Origin of the sequence: Tatumella sp. UCD-D_suzukii (genome assembly GCF_000611875.2) — a bacterium.
Lineage (GTDB): Bacteria > Pseudomonadota > Gammaproteobacteria > Enterobacterales > Enterobacteriaceae > Tatumella > Tatumella ptyseos.
Map to the genome: position 1 here is coordinate 351,896 of NZ_JFJX01000053.1, position 18,450 is coordinate 370,345.

Sequence of the window (18,450 nt, forward strand, 5' to 3'; positions counted from 1 at the left end):
CGGCTCCGGGGCAGGATCAGCGACTGACCGGTATCTGATGCTTTTTGATCAGAGCACGAAGCTGGTGATAAGTCAGGCCAAGGGCAGCGGCGGCTTTACGCTGATGGAAGTGGTGTGTCCGCAGACTGTATTCGACCAGCGCACGTTCCTGCCGGTGCTGCCATCCTCTGAGGTCAAGAGGCAGTTCAGGTTCGGCGCTGAATGGCAGAGAACTTTCAGGCACTTTCTTCAGTTCCTCGCCGGGCGAAAATTCGGGACGGAATGGATTAAAAATAATCCGGTCAAGCATCTCTTCGCTTGAGTGATGGCGGTAAACAGAACGTTCGATGACATTTTTCAGTTCACGCACATTACCCGGCCAGTCCCAGTTCAGTAACTGCTGACGGGCCTTTTCGGTGAACCCCTGGAAAAGGGGGAACCCCAGCTCCCGGCACATCTGGATGGCAAACTGCTCGCCAAGCAGCAGAATATCGGACTGCCGCTCGCGTAGCGGAGGAATATTTACCACATCGAATGCCAGGCGATCCAGTAAATCGGCACGGAACTGACCGCTGGCGGCACGGGCCGGAAGATCTTCATTGGTCGCGCAGATCAGTCTGACATTGACCTGCAGTGGCTGGCTGCCGCCAACGCGCTCCAGCTGGCCGTACTCAATGACTCTCAGTAATTTTTCCTGGACCTGCATAGGCGCAGTGGCGAGTTCATCCAGAAACAGGGTGCCACCATCGGCCCGTTCGAAGCGGCCCTGATGACGGGTACGGGCGCCGGTGAAGGCACCGGCCTCATGCCCGAACAGTTCCGAGTCCAGCAGATTCTCGTTCAGTGCGGCGCAGTTAAGGGAAATAAAAGGGCCAGCCCAGCGCGGGGAGAGGTAATGAAGACGATTGGCAATCAGTTCCTTACCGGTACCTCGTTCACCGATGACCAGCACAGGTTTATTCAGCACCGCCAGAGCCGAAACCTGCTCAAGCATAGCGAGAAAATTATTCGCTTCTCCTGACAGAGGATCCCGTTGTTCCATGATGAATATAACCACTTAGTGATGAATATCACCATTCTACAGGCGCAGGGAATCAGGGCAATAAAAACAAAGCATTATAAATCATCATCTTAAAAACTGGCACGCCGCTTGCAATACTGATTATGCCACATGATTTTGTGTGAAATAATTTTCGCCGGGAATACCGGCAGCTTTCAGGAGAGTCCTTATGGGTATTTTTTCGCGCTTTACCGACATTGTGAATGCCAATATCAATTCGTTACTGGAACGGGCGGAAGACCCGCAAAAAATGGTAAGACTGATGATTCAGGAAATGGAAGACACCCTGATTGAAGTCCGCACCACCTCCGCGCGGGCACTGGCGGAGAAAAAACAGTTAAGCCGCCGCATTGAGCAGGCAACGGCTCAGTCCCGGGAGTGGCAGGAAAAAGCAGAACTGGCTATCCGTAAAGAGAAAGAAGATCTGGCCCGGGCCGCGCTGCAGGAAAAACAGAAACTCAACGGGGTGATTGAGGCATTGCAGCAGGAAATTGCACAGACAGAAGAAAGTCTGAACCGGATGAAAACCGAAATCACCGAACTTGAGAATAAACTGACTGAAACCCGCGCCCGTCAGCAGGCCCTGACATTACGTCATCAGGCGGCTTCTGCCTCCCGGGATGTCCGTCGCCAGCTGGATAGCGGAAAGATGGACCAGGCGATGGCCCGGTTTGAGTCGTTTGAGCGCAGGATTGACCATATGGAAGCCGAAGCCGAAAGTCAGCGTTTCGGTAAGCCACAGTCGCTGGAAAGCCAGTTTGCCAGCCTGAAAACAGATGATGAGATAAGCCAGCAACTTGCTGCACTGAAAGAAAAAATGCAGCGTACCGACGGGCAGTAATGCCCGATCATGGCTTTCTGCCTTTAACGCGACTCAGTAAGGAGAATTCATGAGTGCCGTCATTCTTTTTATGGTTCCACTGACCATTTTTGTCCTGTTTGTTGCGCCTGTCTGGTTATGGCTGCACTACAATAAACGGGGTAACGAACTCTCGTCGCAGGAGATGGAACGCTTGCAACAGGCGACGCAGGATGTCCGGCGTATGCGTGAGCGCATTGATGCGCTGGAAGCGATCCTTGATGCGGAAAATCCGCAATGGAGGCAGCCGCAATGAACCCAGGGTTGTCATCACGTAAATTATGGCGTGACCCGCAGCAGGGTAAACTGATGGGGGTATGCGCAGGGCTGAGCGAATACCTGAATGTCCCGGTGACACTGATCCGTATTATGGTCATCATTTCTTTATTTATCGGCCTGTTCATGATCACGGTAGTGGTCTACTTTTCGCTGGGGTACTTTCTGGAAAAAAGGCCACTCTCCGCCGACGGGGAGGATACTACGGCACCGGATGCGTCTGCATTACTGGAGGTTCTGGAAAGCGAAACAGGCCGGAATGAACGGCGTTTGCGTGATATCGAACGCTACGTCACGTCGGAAACATTTTCAGTGCGCAGCCGTTTCAGGCAACTGTAAACGGTGCGCCGTTCACAGCTAAGAGGTTAACGATGAAAAACACCGGACAGCAGAATGCATGGCAACGTGGAGTACCTGTGCTTAAATCTGTGTTGAAATTTGTCCTGATCACCGCTATCAGTCGTACACCCGCCGGCCTCAGTGCCCGGGTACTGAATCGCGTCGCCCGTAAGCCGGTACGTATTGTCCTGGCGATGGTGCTGGAACCGGCATTGTCTGCAATAATGAAAAAAATGTCGGCTCGCCTATTCAGGGAAAAGCATGAAGAGACTGCAAAATGAGATTGCATCACTGGTACAGCGCGGGGCGGATAAGCACCTGCGCCTGGCCGTTACCGGCCTGAGCCGTAGCGGCAAAACCGCTTTTATTACCTCACTGGTTAATCAGTTAATTAATGTTCATAACGGCGCGGCATTGCCGCTTTTTTCCGTGGTCCGGGACGAACGATTGCTGGGCGTCCGGCGAGTCCCCCAACGCGATATGGGAATTGCCCGTTTCAGTTATGACCGGGGCCTTGCTCAGCTTTTCGATTCCCCGCCGGCCTGGCCGACACCGACCCGGGGGATCAGTGAAATGCGGCTGGCGCTTCGTTACCGCTCACAGGACTCATTGCTCCGTTATCTGAAAGAAACCTCAACGCTGTATCTGGAAATTATTGATTATCCCGGCGAGTGGCTGCTGGATTTACCGATGCTGGCACAGGACTTTTTTAGCTGGTCAGAGCAGATGACCGGACTGCTGCACGGAGAGCGCGCGGCGCTGGCTGCCCGATGGCGGCAACTGACGGCGTCGCTGGACCCTTTTGCGCCTGCCGATGAGAACCAGCTGGCGGATATCTCTCACGCCTGGACGGCGTATCTTCATGACTGCAAACACCACGGGTTACATTTTATTCAGCCGGGCCGCTGCGTTATGCCGGGTGAGATGGCCGGCGCTCCGGCATTACAGTTCTTTCCCTGGCCGGTCGGCCCGGACGATGACAGGGCCGCGCTGAGTAAGGCCGATAAAAACAGCAATTACGGCATGTTGCAGGCCAGATATCATTATTACTGTCAGCATGTGGTTAAACGGTTTTATAAAGAACACTTTGTAAAATTCGACCGGCAGATCGTGCTGGTGGACTGTCTGCAGCCGCTGAACAGCGGACCTGAGGCTTTCAATGATATGCGGATGGCCCTGACACAACTGATGCAAAGTTTTCACTACGGTCAGCGCACACTGCTCAGGCGCCTGTTTTCTCCGGTCATCGATAAGCTGCTGTTTGCCGCGACCAAAGCTGACCATATCACGACCGATCAGCATGCCAGTCTGGTCTCGCTGTTACGACAGATGGTGCAGGAGGCGTGGCAGCAGGCAGCCTTCGAGGGCATCAAAATGGACTGTGTTGCATTGTCGTCAGTGCGCGCTACCGGCGCGGGGACGATGATGCACCAGCAGCAGCGTTTTCCTGCTTTGCGTGGACATCGTCTTTCTGATGGCAGTCCGCTGACGTTCTATCCGGGCGATGTTCCGGCCCGTTTCCCGGCTGATGCCTTCTGGCAGAACGGCGGCTTTCGTTTTGAAGCCTTCAGACCGCCGGTCATGGACAGTGACCGGCCGCTTCCCCATATCCGTATGGACAGTGCGCTGGAATTTTTACTCGGAGACAAATTACGATGAGTGACGATACTCCGCTAAAACCGAGGATCGATTTCCCCCCGCAGGATACCGGCACGGCGGAACCGTTGCGTGAAGCGCGGTATTTTGACCCGGGGGAGGGGGAATTTACCGCCTCACCGGATCCGGCAGAAGAAGAGGACGTGGTTGCTGAGGAAATTGTACTTAACGGTGCATTGCGGCCACGAAAGTCGTTCCGGTGGCGGCTTTTTATGCTCGGGTTGGTGATCTTCTTCATGACCGTCATCGCCCGGACCGGGCAATGGCTGACGGATGCCTGGCATCAGCGTGACTGGATAGCTCTTGGCGGAACCCTTTCTCTCGGGCTGGTACTGTTTGCCGGCGCCGCGAGCCTGGTCAGCGAAGGCTACCGTTTATACCGGCTGAGACACCGGGCGCAGGAACGCGATGAGGCTTGCGAATTACTTAACAGCCACGGAACCGGTAAAGCGAAAGCCTTCTGTGAACAACTGGCGGCGCGCAGTGGGATCGGCGAGGCGCATCCTGCCTTCCGTCGCTGGCAGACATCTCTGCAGGAAACGCACAATGATCGGGAGACCATGACGCTCTATGCCTCATGGGTACAACCCATCGCGGATAAACAAGCCCGCGAGAAGATTAGCCGTTATGCAGCGGAGTCTGCGGTGATTATTGCCGTCAGTCCGCTGGCGATGGCCGATATGTTTTTTATTGCCTGGCGTAACATCCGAATGATTAACCAGATAGCCCGTATTTATGGCATTGAGCTGGGCTATTTCAGCCGGATACGTCTGTTCCGGGGGGTACTGTTCAATATTGCCTTTGCCGGTGCCAGTGAGCTTGTGCGTGAGGTGGGTGTGGACTGGATGTCTCAGGATCTCATGGGCCGGTTGTCGGCCCGGGCGGCTCAGGGGATCGGTGCCGGTCTGCTGACGGCCCGGCTGGGCATTAAAGCGATGGAACTCTGCCGCCCGCTCCCCTGGATTGACGGGGATAAACCCCGGCTCGGGGATTTCAGAACTGAACTTTTTAGCCAGTTGCGCGATACCCTGAAGAAAAAACCCTCCGATCACACACGGGATAAAAACAAGGAACGTACGGCCGGATAACCCTGTCCGCGCGGTTTTCCGACAGCCGGCCCCGGCATCCTGCCGGGGCCGGGGTTCCGCTCAGCCCGGAGTGTCAACTTTTCCTGCCAGAGCCCTTCAGCTCCTCCGGCTGACGCGGTATGATGACTCATTATTATGATGGTCGGGAAAATATTGATGCGCCTGGAAATTTTCTGTAAAGACAGACAGGGGCTGGTCCGTGAATTGCTGGATCTGCTGGTCGCGCGGAATATCGATTTATACGGTATTGAAATCGTGGCCCTTGAACGCCTGTATCTGCGTTTCAGTGCGATAGCTTTCGAAGAATTTAGTTCGCTGATGGCCGAAATACGCCGGACGCCCGGGGTGACGGATGTGCGTACTGTCACGGATATGCCCTCAGAGCGCGAGCGCCGGGTACTGACTTCCTTACTGGAGGCCATGCCTGAGCCGGTCCTTTCTATCGACCTGAAAGGACGTATTGAGCTGGCTAATCCGGCAGCACAGACGCTGTTTGGTCTGGACGAACAGAGGATGTATCACTCGCCAATCGGGCATTTGATTGAAGACAGAGAGCTTTCCCATTGGCCGGAAAGTGACATTGTCACTTCTGTTACCCGACATGTGGTGATCCAGGGCCGGGATTTCCTGATGGAAATTCTGCCCATCTATCTTCCGGGTGAGCTGGAACAGCAGATCCAGCCGGTCGGTGCCATGATCATGCTGAAATCCACGGCGAGAATGGGCCACCAGCTTCAGCGTATTAACATGACTGATAACTGCGGTTTTGAACACATTGTGGCAGCCAGCCCGAAAATGCGTCAGTTACTGAATCAGGCCAGAAAACTGGCCGTCCATGATGCGCCTTTGCTGATCACCGGTGAGACCGGAACCGGCAAAGATATGCTTGCCAGAGCGTGTCACCAGCGAAGTCACCGTCATCTTCAGCCTTTCCTGGCGCTGAATTGTGCCTCTCTGCCGGATGATGTCGCCGAAAGTGAACTGTTTGGCCATGCTGCCGGGGCTTACCCGAATGCACTGGAGAATAAAAAAGGATTTTTCGAACAGGCCAACGGGGGCTCGGTATTACTTGATGAAATCGGCGAAATGTCCCCGCGTATGCAGACCAAATTACTCCGCTTCCTGAATGACGGAACCTTCCGTCGGGTCGGTGAAGAGCATGAGGTGCACGTCGATGTCAGGGTCATTTGCGCCACGCAAAAAAACCTGCAGGAACTGGTCAGCCGGGGGGAGTTTCGCGAGGATCTTTTTTACCGCCTGAATGTACTGACGCTTAGTATTCCGCCTTTACGCGAACACGCCCGCGATATTCAGCCATTAACAGAGATGTTTGTCTCACGTTATGCAGATGAACAGGGAGGGGCAGCCCCGTCGATTTCGCCACAACTGGCCGGTTATCTTTCACGATATAGCTGGCCTGGCAATGTACGACAGTTGAAAAATACCCTGTACCGGGCCATGGCGCAGCTGGAAGGTGATGAACTTCGTCCTAAGGATATTATCCTGCCGGAGCAGGCGGAGCATGAATTACCCATGGATGACAATCTGGAGGGGTCTCTGGACGATATTACCGGGCGATATGAACGCGCGGTACTGGTTCGTCTCTACAGCCATTATCCGAGTACCCGTAAGCTGGCGAAACGACTGGGAGTGTCACATACGGCTATCGCCAACAAACTTCGTGAATACGGGCTGAATAAAAAAGGGGCCGGTGAAGACGAGGCCGGATAACCCCGGATCAGCCGCGAGACAGCAGGCCCGTCAGGAGGCGGGCCTGCTGAGCGGAACTTACTTCAGCACAGCCAGGGCTGCGTCGTAGTCAGGTTCCTGCGCGATTTCTTCAACCAGTTCTGCATGCAGCACAGTATTATTTTCGTCCAGCACCACCACAGCACGTGCACTCAGTGCTTTCAGCGGGCCTTCAAGGATTTCGACACCGTAATCATTTTTAAAGTCACTGCCACGGAATGCCGACAGTGTGATCACATTGTCCAGGCCGTCAGCGCCGCAGAAACGACTTTGTGCAAACGGCAGGTCAGCAGAGATACACAACACAACCGTATTGGTGATGTCTGAGGCCAGCTGATTAAATTTACGTACCGAGGTTGCACAGGTACTGGTATCGATACTCGGGAAGATGTTCAGTACCTTACGTTTTCCGGCATAGTCTCCCAGTGAGACATCACTCAGATCTTTCGTCACCAGGGTGAAGTCAGGAGCAACGCTGCCTTTAGCCGGAAACTGACCCGCGATGGCAATTGGCTGCCCTTTAAAATTGATAGTCTGAGACATCAGCGATTCCTTATCATCATTTGTGAGTGACTGCGACGCACTTCAATAGCGTACAGTGCAAGTGAACCCCTAATTTATCCCATATTTTGCACCCTTTTACGAGCAGGGACGGTATATTGCCGTATAAATATCATCTCTGTCTGGCCGTGAAAGGGGCAGCCTGCCTGATATCAGGCCAGAGGAACGAAAAACAAGAGGGAGCACATATGGTTAACTGGTACAGGCTTTCCGCGCTGGCCCTGGCGATGATGCCCGCGACCGAGTGTCTGGCGGCGACACTGCCCCCCGGCGCGCACTTAGCGGCCCGGCAGGAAATTGTCCGGCAAATAAAAGATGAGCCGGCGTCACTCGACCCGGCACAGGCGGTGGGATTACCGGAAATGCAGGTGATCCGTGACCTGTTTGAAGGCCTGACGAACCAGGACAGTACCGGCAACATTGTGCCGGGTGTCGCTGAACGCTGGCAGAGTAACGACAATAAAACCTGGATATTTACTCTGCGCCGGGATGCCCGCTGGTCAGACGGTAAACCCGTGACTGCCGCCGATTTTGTCTATAGCTGGCAGCGTCTGGTGGACCCGGCACAACGTTCCCCTTTTGCCTGGTTTGCGGCGCTGGGCGGTATTGAAAATGCCGGAGCGATCACCCGCGGAGAAAAGCCGCCGTCTTCACTGGGCGTCACTGCGATTGATGCCTGGCATCTGAAAGTGACACTGGATCATCCAGTGGCTTATTTCCCTTCACTGGTCGCCAATGTCTGCCTGTTCCCGGTCCCGCGGGACGTTATCCGTAGCGCTAAAAATGACTGGACGCAGCCGGGGGAACTGGTGGGCAACGGGGCGTATCAGTTACAGCAGCGGGTGGTGAATGAAAAAATCGTGCTGGTCAGAAATAAGGATTACTGGGATAACACCCATACGGTGCTGAATAAAGTTACCTTTGTCCCGATCAATGAGGAGTCTGCAGCGACTCAGCGTTACCGTGCAGGGAATATCGATATCACCGAGTCTTTCCCGAAAAACATGTATCGTTTGCTGAAGAAAGAATTGCCCGGCCAGGTGTATACCCCGATGCAGCTCGGCACCTATTACTATGCGTTTAATACCCGTAAAGGCCCGACGGCAGACGTCAGAGTCCGACGGGCTTTGTCGTGGAGTATCGACAGACAGGTGATTGCCGATAAGGTGCTGGGAACCGGTGAAAAACCCGCCTGGGGTTTCACCCCGGTCGGAACACAGGGGTTTCATCCGCAACCGCTCTATATTCAGCAGCACACACAGCAGGAACTGAATGCGCAGGCCAAATCACTGCTGGCCTCTGCGGGCTATGGGCCGGGGAGACCGCTGCATCTGACGCTGTTGTACAATACGGCAGAAGTGCATCAGAAAATTGCCATTGCCATCGCCTCAATGTGGAAGAAAAACCTGGGGGTGGATGTCACTCTGCAGAATCAGGAGTGGAAAACCTATCTGGACAGCCGTAATCAGGGGAATTTCGACGTGATCCGGGCGTCCTGGATAGCGGATTATAATGAACCCTCTACCTTCCTGGGGCTGCTGACCCGTGGTAACAGCGGTAATATTTCCGGATTCAGTAACCCGCAATACGATGCTCTGCTGGCCCGGGCGGCCCGCGAACGCACGGAAGCTGCCCGCAACAGCGACTATAACAAGGCCGAGCAAATGATCGCCGAAGAGGTACCTATCGCCCCGATTTATCAGTACACCAATGCACGTCTGATCAGCCCGCGGGTCAAAGGTTATCCGATCAATAATCCTGAAGATGTGGCTTACAGTCGTGAGATGTGGATTGAACAGCCGCCGGAGAAATCTGCGCGGTAATTTCCTATCAGACTGATTATCCGGCTATTATTATCGAACGGGGCAGCCATTGTGTAATGCCCCTTTACGTTTTAAATGCAAATTATGGTAATCAATACACTACAATGCAGGTTTTGATTTACCGGAAACAGAATTAAGGGGAATGTGTGAGCATCATCGACGGTAAAGAACTGCAGATATCTGATGCGATTATTTCCTGTCAGTTAGACGGGCAGGGTGGAATGCTGCCTATCAGTGAAACTGAAATGGTGAATTGCGAGCGCCCCTGCTGGCTGCACCTGAATTATGCCCAGGAAAACAGCGCCGGATGGTTGCAGAAAACTCCGTTATTGCCGGACTCCGTAAGGGATGCTTTAGCCGGTGAGAGTATGCGCCCCAGGGTGAGCCGTCTGGCGGATGGTTTTATCATCGTTCTGCGCAGTATCAACTTTAATGAACATGCCCGTCCGGACGAGCTGGTGGCGGTCAGAATTTTTATCAGTGATAAATTAATCATTTCGACCCGCAAACGCAAAGTAGCCGCGGTGGAAGATGTCTGGGGTGAACTCCGGCAGGGGAACGGCCCGGAAAATGCGGGCGACTGGCTGGTGGAGTTTTGCGACTCACTGACGGATCATATCAGTGAATTTATCGAAGATTTACACGATAAAATTATTGATATGGAAGACGGGCTTATGGAAGGCCAGGCACCGGCGCGGGGCGAAATGGCATTGCTGCGTAAGCAACTGATTGTGATGCGTCGTTACATGGCACCTCAGCGGGATGTGCTGGCGCGCATCGCCAGTGAAAAATTTACCTGGATGGACGAGGCACAGCGCCGTCTGATGCAGGATATCTCAGACCGGCTGGGCAGGGGACTTGAAGATCTGGATGCGGGCATTGCACGGACCGCGGTTCTGACCGATGAAATCGATGCCTTGCTGACAGAATCCATGAACCGCAGAACCTATATTATGTCTCTGCTGGCGATGGTTTTTCTCCCTGCGACTTTCCTTACCGGACTGTTCGGCGTTAATCTGGGCGGGATTCCCGGCGGACAATGGCACGATGGCTTTGCTGTGTTTTGTGTGATTCTGGTACTGATTGCGCTGGGTGTGACCTGGTTCCTTAAAGAGCGCAAATGGTTATAAATCATGTGGTTGGATTAATAATCATAAAAATGATCTGAGTCAATGTATGCCGGGCGAAAATCGCGGATACTTCTTCCCGCAGGTGAATGCAACGTCAAGCGATGGGCGTTGTGCTCCACATTGTCTTACTTTTGAATTACTGCATAGCACATTTAATTCTTATGACCCCGGCGTTAGTGACGCCGGTTTTTTTTTGCCACCTCGCGGCCGCCTTTCACCGGTGCCTGACCGTGTTCTCTCCTCTGCTGCATCTTTGTTCTGTTCTGCGATATCTTTTGAAAGGTGATTTCCCCCTCGCGTAAAAGTCCGTATAATCCGCGCCCATGCATGCAGGCTTTTAACCAGGAAATAAACGGCCGGAGCACCCGGCGGTGAACAGAACCTATGAATCAGACCGATACCAGAAAAGACACACTCGAATTCAACAAACTCCAGAAGCGTCTGCGGAGAAATGTTGGCAATGCAATCACCGATTACCAGATGATAGAAGAAAATGATGTGGTAATGGCCTGCATGAGTGGTGGCAAGGACTCTTTTGCCATGCTGGATATTCTGCTGAGCCTGCAAAAAGTTGCTCCTGTCAGCTTTGAAGTGATTGCAGTCAACCTGGACCAGAAACAACCGGGTTTCCCGGAGCATATTCTGCCTGACTATTTCGAGCAGCTTAACATCCCTTACTATATCGTCGATAAAGATACCTACTCAGTCGTCAGAGAGAAGATCCCTGAAGGTAAAACGACCTGCGGACTGTGTTCGCGCCTGCGTCGGGGTACACTTTATTCCTTTGCCGAAAAGATCGGCGCCACCAAAATTGCCCTTGGTCATCACATGGATGATATTGTGGAAACGCTGTTTCTGAATATGTTCCATGGGGCGAGGATGAAGGCGATGCCACCGAAACTGCGTTCAGATGATGGCCGTAATGTGGTGATCCGTCCGCTGACCTACTGCCGCGAAAAGGATCTCATCCGTTTTGCTGATCATAAAGCGTTCCCGATCATTCCCTGCAATCTGTGTGGCTCTCAGGAAAATCTTCAGCGACAGGCGATTAAAGGCATGCTGAGCGAGTGGGATAAAAAAGATGCTGGCCGTGTGGAAAGTGTTTTTAAATCCTTACAGAATGTCAGTCCGAGTCAGTTAGCGGATCGCGAACTGTTTGACTTCGAAAACCTGCCGTTAGATCGTGAAGGAGAACGTGAAGCTTACGGATTTACGGAAGCGACCGTTTCTTCAACCAATATCGACCATTCGTTGTATATCGATGTCACAAATCTCTGAGACTATGCTCCTGACAGACGACAGTCTGCCGGTATAAAAAGGGGCAATTCATCAGTGATCCTGCAGGTTGTCCGCCTGGCCTTATCCGCGGGGCGGACACAAATCTAACTGATCAGCCCGCTGATCACTATCCAGAACAGACAAACCCCGGCCAGAACGCTGACAGCCAGAAGGCCGCGTCGGGCATATCGCCATTGGTGACGCTCGTTTTCGTCAGCTAATGCGATGACCGGATCCGCATGTTGTTTTCTTTTTTTCGGTCTGAAATCCAGCCAGAACGACGCCGCCGAGGCTGATGCTGCACAAATTTTCAGTGCTACGTAACCATCCATTATTTCGTTCCTTATCACGTCAGAATAAGCCGCCGACAAACCTGATGAAGCAGATGTGTTATCTGACACCCGCATATGACCTGCTGGTCATGGCGGATGACGATTTGGCCTGATATTCCCTGCCGGAAAAATACTCTGTGGTCAGCCGTGACCAGCGACCGGGGATCAGGCCCGGGATTATCAATGAAGAATAACAATAAAGTTCTGTCGGGGAAACGGATAACAGCCCCGTGATGGCGGGTTAACCACGAGGCTGAGCAGGAAAGGCGTCCGCAGACTGGCAGGGTATAACGCAGCCGGGACCGGGGGATGACTACCGGAAACGAGGGTGAATTATTTCACCCGGTATTTCTCTATTTATTCCACCGCAGTGAGGCATGGGCGACCCGTGCACCTAAGATTTTTGCAGTCTCTTTATCTGACTGAGTAATCCCCTCAATGCCTTTATCGGCATCCGCCTGCGCCATGGCCCCTAAAAATGAGCCAAGGCGGTTAAGATCATCTTCAGATCCTTTCGAGCTATTATTGCCAGGCATTAACCCAAGGCTGACCCATACCATCTGGTGTTGTGCAGCAAAAATACTTAGTTGCTGCAGCGTTGCCAGTTTATCACCACTGTGGGAAGCGGAGCAGGTAAATCCGGCGGCCAGTTTATCCCGCCATTTTCCCCAGTATTTTGAACTGGCATCCATAAAGGCTTTGAAAGGGGCAGAGGCGCTGCCCATATAGGTCGGGGAGCCGAAGATGATTGCATCGGCTTCTTCTTCCAGATACTGCCAGTATGACCCGACATTCTCCGCCGGGATCAGGGTGGTCGTCACCCCGGCCACTGATGCTGCACCGGACTCCACGGATTTGGCGATCTCTTCGGTATGTCCATAGCCGCTGTGATAAATAATCGCAATCTTAGTCATAAACACCTCAGGAATTATATTTTATGCCGGCTAAACGCCATTGTTAACCCAATCATCCTAATGCGCCTCTGGCGGATATTCAAAAAATTAGCCGGGGAGTCAGCACATTCAGGTAATTTACAGGCGGTATGCCACGAGAGGATGGCGGGATTTATTTAGTAAAAAAAAGTAACAGATATCGACCCGCCGTCGCCGCTGACATATTCTGGGCAACCAACTGTCCAACCTCCCGGAGCCTGATGAATGAAAATAGCCGCAATGTTGCTGGTGAGTGCCACCGTTTTACTCTCTGCCTGCAGCAGCCATAACGATGATAATGAACCCCCACAGCAGGCAACGGCTGCACATATCCAGCCCGTGGTGATGTCTTCTCTGGCGGAGTCCAACTGTGCAGGTGCAGGCGGTATTCTGGCCTATTCACGACAACTGGACGGTAGCAGGATCGGCATGTGTGAGTTAAGCAATGGCAAACGTTGCAGCGAAGTTGCGCTGATCAATGGTAACTGTGCCCGTTAACAGCATGGCACCCTGACCGGCAGGGTGCTGCTTTTCCGCCATGGCGGAGAGTTTATTGACCGGTACTCACTCTGTGAGTACAGCTCCTGCCGAGGGAGAGCTCCTGCAGATTACTCAGTGTGGTTTCTGCTATGGTGGTCAACGCTTCACGGGTCAGGAAGGCCTGATGCCCGGTAAACAGGACATTATGGCAGGAGGAGAGCCGGCGGAAGATATCGTCCTGAATAACATCATTCGAGTTGTCCTCAAAGAACAAATCCCGTTCATTTTCATACACATCCATACCCAGCGCGCCGATTTTTTGTTGCTTCAGCGATGCTATGGCAGCCTGTGAATCAATGAGTCCGCCCCGGCTGGTATTGATGATCATCACGCCATCTTTCATTTTACTGAATGCTGCGGCATCGAGCAGGTGGTGGTTTTGCGGTGTCATCGGGCAGTGGAGAGAGATAATGTCGGATTCCCGCAGCAGAGTGGTAAAATCCGTATATTCAACGCCCAGCGCCAGAGCCTCTTCGGACGGATAAGGGTCAAACGCCAGTAATCGCATCCCGAACCCTTTAAGAATACGCAGTGCTGCCAGCCCGATTTTCCCGGTTCCCACAATCCCGGCAGTTTTTCCGTGCATGGTGAAGCCGGTCAGGCCCTCCAGCGAAAAGTTAGCATCCCGGGTACGGAGCCAGGCCCGGTGAATATGACGGTTCAGGGCCAGCATAAGAGCGACAGAGTGTTCTGCCACCGCTTCCGGAGAATAGGCAGGCACCCGCACGACCTGAATCCCCCGGCTTTCTGCGGCCGCCAGATCCACATTATCGAACCCCGCACACCGCAGGGCGATAAAGCGAACGCCCCCGGCGGCCAGTTCTTCAATGACGTCTGCAGAACACTGGTCATTAACGAAGATACAGACGGCGTCAAAACCTTGTGCGGTTTTGGCGGTATGGTGATCGAGTTTGAAATCATAAAAAGTGAAGGAAAAACCAAAAGACTGATTCGCTTTTTCCAGGGACTGCTGATCATAGTGTTTCGTGCTATAAACGGCGATATTCATTACGGATCTCCGGGGTAACTTTGCAGGGAATGCCGGTGTTATTAGCGTTTTGCCAGAATCTTACATACTATGTATCGCAAATACGTAACTCGCTGATTTCAGTATAGGCCCGTGCACGACGAAAGCGGGATCATTAATGCGTTGTGTCACTGATGGCTCCGGGAGAACAGGGTGAATTTTCTATGACAGACAAACGGCGAACAGCCCTGGCGATTATCGTCCCGGTCGTGCTGATCACCGGTCTGGCCGTGGCTGCCATTGATGTCTGGCTGCCGCCGCTCGTACAGCACTGGCTGCCGGAAGGGACACGTCTGACGCTCAGCGGGCATTTTCGCCCGCACACCAGAAGCCTCAGTTTCCCGGGGATAGCGTTACAGGCGGGGGACTGTCAGGCAGTCTCCGTGAACGGCCTTTCTGTGGGCTATCGTGATCATTTATGGCAGTGGCATGCCACGGATGTTCGGGTTGATACCGACTGCCTGGCGACGGTTCCTTCCTCCTCTTCCTCCTCCGCGCCGGAAAAAACACTGGCGGAGTGGCAGGCGTTGCTGCCTGCCGGTCACTGGCAGGCCGATAAACTGGAAATTCTGCCCTGGGGTCAGTATGCCGGACGTCTGTCGCTGACGACCCAGCAACAGCGGCAGGCACTGACCTACGATAGCAATGATCTTCAGCTAAGCGCAGTGCTTAATGGCCAGGCACTGACGATCACCCGGTTACGATTGATACCTCCGGGCGGAACTCCGCCGCTTACTCTGCAGGGCTCCGTCGGGCTGGCCCCGAAAATCGGGCAATGGCCTGAGCGGGGGCAACTGGACGGGCAGCTATCTCTGACCGGTCTTCCGCTGCACCTTGAGCTGCACTGGCAGCAACAGCAGGGTGTGCTGAACGTACTGACCCCGAAGAGCCCCGAACCCTTGTTACAGTTGCCCTGGACGGCCACGCCACAACTGCTTGAAATTCAGCAAGGCAAATGGCAGTGGCCTTTTGCGTCTCAGCCGTTGCAGGGGGGGATTGCGCTGCAAGCCAGCCACTGGCGTGAAGGGCCGGAAAATAGTGTTATTTCCGGACGAATGAATGCCTTAACCTCCGGTCACGGCGGTAAAGGGAACGTTGTACTCAGTCTGGGGCCAGGTAAACTCAGTCTGACCGATAGCGCACTACCGTTACGTCTGACCGGCACGGCAAACAGCCCTGAATTACAGTTTTTTGCCCGGCTACCGGCGCAGCTGACCGGGCCGCTGACCGGACCCGAAATCCGCTTTCTGAGCGGCGCCTTACTCCGTATGCGTGGTCAATTGCTGGATACCTTCCAGGTCGATGAAGCGCGCTGGCCACTGGCCGGGGTACATCTGTCAGCTTCAGGGATTAACGGACCCTTACAGGCCATATTACAGGTACACAACCGCACCTCCGGCCGCTATCGTCTGCAACTGGCCGGTCAGGCCCGGAATTTCTGGCCGGATCAGGGGCAATGGCAATGGCGTTACTGGGGCAGCGGCGTGCTGTTACCTTTTAAAGCCGCCTGGGATCTTCAGGGCAGCGGTGACTGGCAGGGGCCGCAGATCACGCTTAAAACATTGTCGACCGGTTTTAACCAACTCAGGTACGGCGGCGTACGGGTCGTGTCTCCGCGTCTGACACTGACCTCGCCGTTGATCTGGCACCGGCAGGTGAACGCTCCGAAACTGGCAGGGGCATTTGCGTTAACGGCCGGGAAGACACTTTTCAGTTATGGCGGCAGACTGCCGGCACTGCATCTGCCGTTTTCGGTCTCCGGAACCTCCCCGGGGGATTTCCTCTATCAGGCGCGTCTCAGCGCCGGAACCCTCGGGCCACTGGCACTGCGTGGTCGCTGGGATGGTGAGCGTTTGCGGGGTCAGGCATGGTGGGCCTCTCAGCCACTGGCCGTTGTCGAGCCGTTGCTGTCACCGGACATGAAAATGAAAATCACCGGCGGAAAAATGCGGGCACAGGCTGCCTTTTCCGCCTCGGCCACCAGCGGCTTTCAGGCCGGCGGACACTGGGTGATCACTCAGGGCAGTGCCTGGACGCCGGACAATCAGATACAGGGGGCTGGTTTTTCTTTACCGTTCCGTTATCAGCAGCAGCGCTGGCAGTTGGGTTACCGTCAGCCTGTCCGTCTGACCATCGACCGTATCGTGGATCAGATAGGTTTGTCAGGGATCACTGCCAGCCTGCAGGGGTTCTATCCCTGGAGTCAGGAGAAACCCTTGCGGTTATCGGATGTCAGTATGTCGGTTTCCGGCGGCAAACTGAGCCTGGCTGAATTGAGGCTTCCGCAGCGGCAGGCAGCACTGCTGAAAGCCGATAAAATCAACCTGAGCAGGCTCATTACGGCATTACATCCCGGCAAAATAGCCATGTCCGGCCTGGTCAGCGGGGAGTTGCCGTTATGGGTCAATGACCCGCACTATATCATTCGTGACGGGTGGGTCAGTAACGACGGACCTCTGACCCTGCGGGTCGATAAAGAGATGATTGACGCCATTACCAGTAATAATATGGCGGCCGGCGTAGCCGTCGACTGGTTACGGTATATGGAGATCGGTCGTGCGCAGGCGAAGTTACAGTTAAGTAGTGACGGTGAACTGATCATGAAATCGACCGTTCAGGGAACCAGCCGCTTCAGTAATCATGATCAGCGGGTTAATCTGAATTATACTCACCAGGAAAATATCTTCAGACTCTGGGAGAGTCTGAATTTTGGCAGTAATTTAGAGTCGCTGTTATCGCAGCAACTGAAGTATCCGCAAACGGAGAGAAACAATGATGAAAAGCGGTAACCTGCTTATCTGCCTGATATCAGGTCTGATCCTGGGCGGGTGTACACCGCGTATTGAGGTCGCTGCGCCCAAAGAACCGATTACTATCAATATGAATGTCAAAATTGACCATGAGATCACGATAAAAGCAGATAAAGACGTCAATAGCCTGTTAAAAAATTCGCAATAACGGCCCGTTACACAGGGGGAGGCACTGCAGGTCACCCGGCCTGTAGATGCCGGATAAGCTGATAAGGCCGGGGAAGTTCAGAGAGGCATGGCTTTCACCCCCGGAGCTTCGGGAGTGCCCTGACCATGTACAGAGCAGAGGCAACAGGTCAGTAAAAAGTCAGGGTGAAACTGCCGGCCTGCAGAGACCGGCAACAGAAGGTCAGACGGCGATAATTGATTCGATAGCCGTTTTCGCATCTGTCGTGGCTTTCGCGCCGACTTCCGGGCCGTAACCATAGCCTTCCGCGAACACAAAGTTCACATCCGAAATCCCGATAAAGCCAAGGAATAATTTCAGGTAAGGGGTTAGCAGATCCGCGGGGGTATCTTTATGTACACCACCACGGCTGGAAATAATCACTGCACGTTTGCCTGTCACCAGTCCTTCGGGGCCGTTTTCCGTATAACGGAAGGTCACACCGGCGCGGGCGATGAGATCGAAATAGGTTTTCAGTTGCGTCGGGATATTAAAGTTATACATTGGCGCGGCGATGACAATCACATCATGAGCCTGTAACTCACTGATCAGTTCATCAGACAGAGCCAGCGCTTCCTGCTGGCGAGAGTTCAGTGGCGTTTCTGAAGGGCGCAGGGCTCCGACCAGTTCGCCATCCAGTACCGGGACTGGCTGTGCAGCCAGGTCACGCACAGTGACAGTGTCACCTTTGGCGATGGCCTGCCCGGCATAAAAGTCGGCTAACTGCCCTGACTGTGAATAGCCGGCCAGAATACTGGATTTCAGAACGAGTACTTTGCTCATATTTGTTTTCCTGTCATAGAGGCGGAGTCTTCCGCTAAGTGGTCTCACTGTACGGGGATAGA

The 18,450-nt window shown here is 53.7% G+C and carries 19 protein-coding genes; 13 read left to right on the forward strand and 6 right to left on the reverse strand.

Features of this window, described 5'->3' with window-relative positions:
• Positions 1-16: 16 nt before the first annotated feature.
• Positions 17-1,024: a phage shock protein operon transcriptional activator gene (pspF, locus tag CG67_RS11555; RefSeq protein WP_025903104.1), complete on the reverse strand. Its 1,008-nt coding sequence runs from the start codon at positions 1,022-1,024 to the stop codon at positions 17-19.
• A 184-nt stretch (positions 1,025-1,208) separates the two neighbouring features.
• On the opposite strand from pspF, the gene pspA reads away from it, so the two are divergent.
• The 7 genes from pspA (at position 1,209) to tyrR (ending at position 6,988) form a co-directional block, all read left to right on the forward strand.
• Positions 1,209-1,880: a phage shock protein PspA gene (gene pspA, locus CG67_RS11560; RefSeq protein ID WP_025903105.1), complete on the forward strand. Its 672-nt coding sequence runs from the start codon at positions 1,209-1,211 to the stop codon at positions 1,878-1,880.
• A gap of 49 nt (positions 1,881-1,929) precedes the next feature.
• Positions 1,930-2,154, forward strand: coding sequence for an envelope stress response membrane protein PspB (pspB, locus tag CG67_RS11565; RefSeq protein WP_025903106.1), 225 nt, complete (start codon positions 1,930-1,932; stop codon positions 2,152-2,154).
• Entirely contained in the window at positions 2,151-2,513 is a 363-nt protein-coding gene (gene pspC, locus CG67_RS11570) for an envelope stress response membrane protein PspC (RefSeq protein WP_029990366.1), read from the forward strand. Before pspB ends, pspC begins: the two co-directional genes overlap by 4 nt.
• Positions 2,514-2,545: 32 nt before the next feature.
• A complete protein-coding gene (locus CG67_RS11575; RefSeq protein ID WP_025903108.1) occupies positions 2,546-2,794 on the forward strand; it encodes a phage shock protein PspD in 249 nt (82 codons plus the stop codon).
• Complete coding sequence (locus tag CG67_RS11580; protein WP_025903109.1) at positions 2,775-4,172, forward strand: YcjX family protein; 1,398 nt, start codon at positions 2,775-2,777, stop codon at positions 4,170-4,172. The genes CG67_RS11575 and CG67_RS11580 overlap by 20 nt, the downstream gene beginning before the upstream one ends.
• On the forward strand, positions 4,169-5,257 hold the full coding sequence (locus CG67_RS11585) for a YcjF family protein (protein ID WP_025903110.1): 1,089 nt from the start codon (positions 4,169-4,171) through the stop codon (positions 5,255-5,257). The genes CG67_RS11580 and CG67_RS11585 overlap by 4 nt, the downstream gene beginning before the upstream one ends.
• Positions 5,258-5,413: 156 nt before the next feature.
• Positions 5,414-6,988, forward strand: a complete 1,575-nt coding sequence (tyrR, locus tag CG67_RS11590; protein WP_025903111.1) for a transcriptional regulator TyrR — start codon at positions 5,414-5,416, stop codon at positions 6,986-6,988.
• Between the two features lie 57 nt (positions 6,989-7,045).
• On the opposite strand, the gene tpx is transcribed toward tyrR, so the two are convergent.
• Complete coding sequence (gene tpx, locus CG67_RS11595) at positions 7,046-7,549, reverse strand: thiol peroxidase (RefSeq protein WP_025903112.1); 504 nt, start codon at positions 7,547-7,549, stop codon at positions 7,046-7,048.
• Between the two features lie 245 nt (positions 7,550-7,794).
• On the opposite strand from tpx, the gene CG67_RS11600 reads away from it, so the two are divergent.
• From CG67_RS11600 to ttcA, 3 genes are all read left to right on the forward strand, one after another.
• The gene (locus tag CG67_RS11600; protein WP_235501134.1) at positions 7,795-9,390 is read left to right on the forward strand and encodes a peptide ABC transporter substrate-binding protein; all 1,596 of its coding nucleotides are present in this window, start codon (positions 7,795-7,797) and stop codon (positions 9,388-9,390) included.
• 146 nt (positions 9,391-9,536) lie between these two features.
• Positions 9,537-10,520 carry a zinc transporter ZntB gene (zntB, locus tag CG67_RS11605; protein ID WP_025903114.1) on the forward strand — a complete coding sequence of 328 codons (984 nt, stop codon included), beginning with the start codon at positions 9,537-9,539 and terminating at the stop codon, positions 10,518-10,520.
• Positions 10,521-10,904: 384 nt separating this feature from the next.
• The gene (ttcA, locus tag CG67_RS11610) at positions 10,905-11,798 is read left to right on the forward strand and encodes a tRNA 2-thiocytidine(32) synthetase TtcA (RefSeq protein ID WP_025903115.1); all 894 of its coding nucleotides are present in this window, start codon (positions 10,905-10,907) and stop codon (positions 11,796-11,798) included.
• 104 nt (positions 11,799-11,902) lie between these two features.
• Here the strand turns inward: ttcA and CG67_RS11615 are convergent, their stop codons facing one another.
• Both CG67_RS11615 and CG67_RS11620 read right to left on the reverse strand, forming a co-directional pair.
• Complete coding sequence (locus CG67_RS11615) at positions 11,903-12,130, reverse strand: hypothetical protein (RefSeq protein WP_025903116.1); 228 nt, start codon at positions 12,128-12,130, stop codon at positions 11,903-11,905.
• A gap of 353 nt (positions 12,131-12,483) precedes the next feature.
• Entirely contained in the window at positions 12,484-13,044 is a 561-nt protein-coding gene (locus CG67_RS11620; protein ID WP_025903117.1) for a flavodoxin family protein, read from the reverse strand.
• 243 nt (positions 13,045-13,287) lie between these two features.
• On the opposite strand from CG67_RS11620, the gene CG67_RS11625 reads away from it, so the two are divergent.
• Entirely contained in the window at positions 13,288-13,560 is a 273-nt protein-coding gene (locus tag CG67_RS11625) for a DUF333 domain-containing protein (RefSeq protein WP_025903118.1), read from the forward strand.
• Positions 13,561-13,612: 52 nt separating this feature from the next.
• On the opposite strand, the gene CG67_RS11630 is transcribed toward CG67_RS11625, so the two are convergent.
• Positions 13,613-14,611 carry a 2-hydroxyacid dehydrogenase gene (locus tag CG67_RS11630; RefSeq protein WP_025903119.1) on the reverse strand — a complete coding sequence of 333 codons (999 nt, stop codon included), beginning with the start codon at positions 14,609-14,611 and terminating at the stop codon, positions 13,613-13,615.
• Between the two features lie 182 nt (positions 14,612-14,793).
• On the opposite strand from CG67_RS11630, the gene CG67_RS11635 reads away from it, so the two are divergent.
• Both CG67_RS11635 and CG67_RS11640 read left to right on the forward strand, forming a co-directional pair.
• A complete protein-coding gene (locus tag CG67_RS11635; RefSeq protein WP_025903120.1) occupies positions 14,794-17,418 on the forward strand; it encodes a YdbH family protein in 2,625 nt (874 codons plus the stop codon).
• A complete protein-coding gene (locus tag CG67_RS11640; RefSeq protein WP_025903121.1) occupies positions 17,405-17,587 on the forward strand; it encodes a YnbE family lipoprotein in 183 nt (60 codons plus the stop codon). The genes CG67_RS11635 and CG67_RS11640 overlap by 14 nt, the downstream gene beginning before the upstream one ends.
• A gap of 201 nt (positions 17,588-17,788) precedes the next feature.
• On the opposite strand, the gene CG67_RS11645 is transcribed toward CG67_RS11640, so the two are convergent.
• Positions 17,789-18,388 (reverse strand): FMN-dependent NADH-azoreductase, encoded by a 600-nt coding sequence (locus tag CG67_RS11645; protein ID WP_025903122.1) that lies wholly within the window; start codon positions 18,386-18,388, stop codon positions 17,789-17,791.
• Positions 18,389-18,450: the final 62 nt, after the last annotated feature.